Source organism: Acinetobacter sp. RF14B (genome assembly GCF_006864105.1).
In the GTDB taxonomy this organism is placed as follows: domain Bacteria; phylum Pseudomonadota; class Gammaproteobacteria; order Pseudomonadales; family Moraxellaceae; genus Acinetobacter; species Acinetobacter lwoffii_C.
In genome coordinates, this window is the sequence record NZ_SMTB01000210.1 from 1 (window position 1) to 755 (window position 755).

At 46.8% G+C, this 755-nt stretch carries 1 protein-coding gene and 1 pseudogene; both read right to left on the reverse strand.

What is annotated here, in order from left to right; translation table 11 throughout:
* A pseudogene (locus E2K52_RS14545) lies at positions 1–139 on the reverse strand (transcriptional regulator NrdR); the annotation flags it as partial.
* Positions 140–279: 140 nt separating this feature from the next.
* Positions 280–755: ammonium transporter (locus tag E2K52_RS14550; protein ID WP_151205698.1), on the reverse strand; the 476-nt coding region annotated here is incomplete at its 5' end.

Consider the following 755-nt stretch of genomic DNA (forward strand, 5'->3'; position numbering starts at 1 on the left):
CCACTTCATAACTTTCAAAAGTCGTGAAACGTTCATTACAACTGATACATTCGCGGCGGCGGCGAATCTGACAGCCTTCAGCGGCCAAGCGTGAATCAATCACTTTACTGTCGGCAGTATTGCAAAATGGGCAATGCATAGCGGTTTAATTGAACAAATCCTGTTGAGTCCCGAGTGTAGCAAAATTTGCAAACTTTGTAGAGTCTTACGCAATATATAGAAAAAAAACAGCCCATATGAGCTGTTTTGCACTATATATTGATTATAGAGTATTGATTATTATTCGACACGTTCGCCGTGTTGGCTCAAATCCAGCCCTATGCGTTCATCTTCAGAGCCGATACGAATACCCATGAGCAAATCGAGCACTTTCAGGATCACAAAAGTCATAAGGGCAGAATAAGTGATGGTGGCCAGTACCCCTTCAATCTGAATCCAGAGCTGGCTTATTATATGATCAGGTGCCTGTTCCCCCATAATAAATTCACTGGCGAAGAAGGCGGTCAGGATCGCACCAATAATCCCCCCTACACCATGCAGGCCAAAAGCATCTAGAGAGTCATCGGCTTTCAGGGCACGTTTCAATCCGGTAATGCCCCAGAAGCACACCACTCCCCCTATTAGGCCCATAGCCAGTGCACCGCTGACCGTCACAAAACCTGCTGCTGGCGTAATCACCACCAGACCGGCAACTGCACCTGAAACTGCACCCAGTACAGACCCCTTACCACGCACTACTTTTTCTGTGATTAACC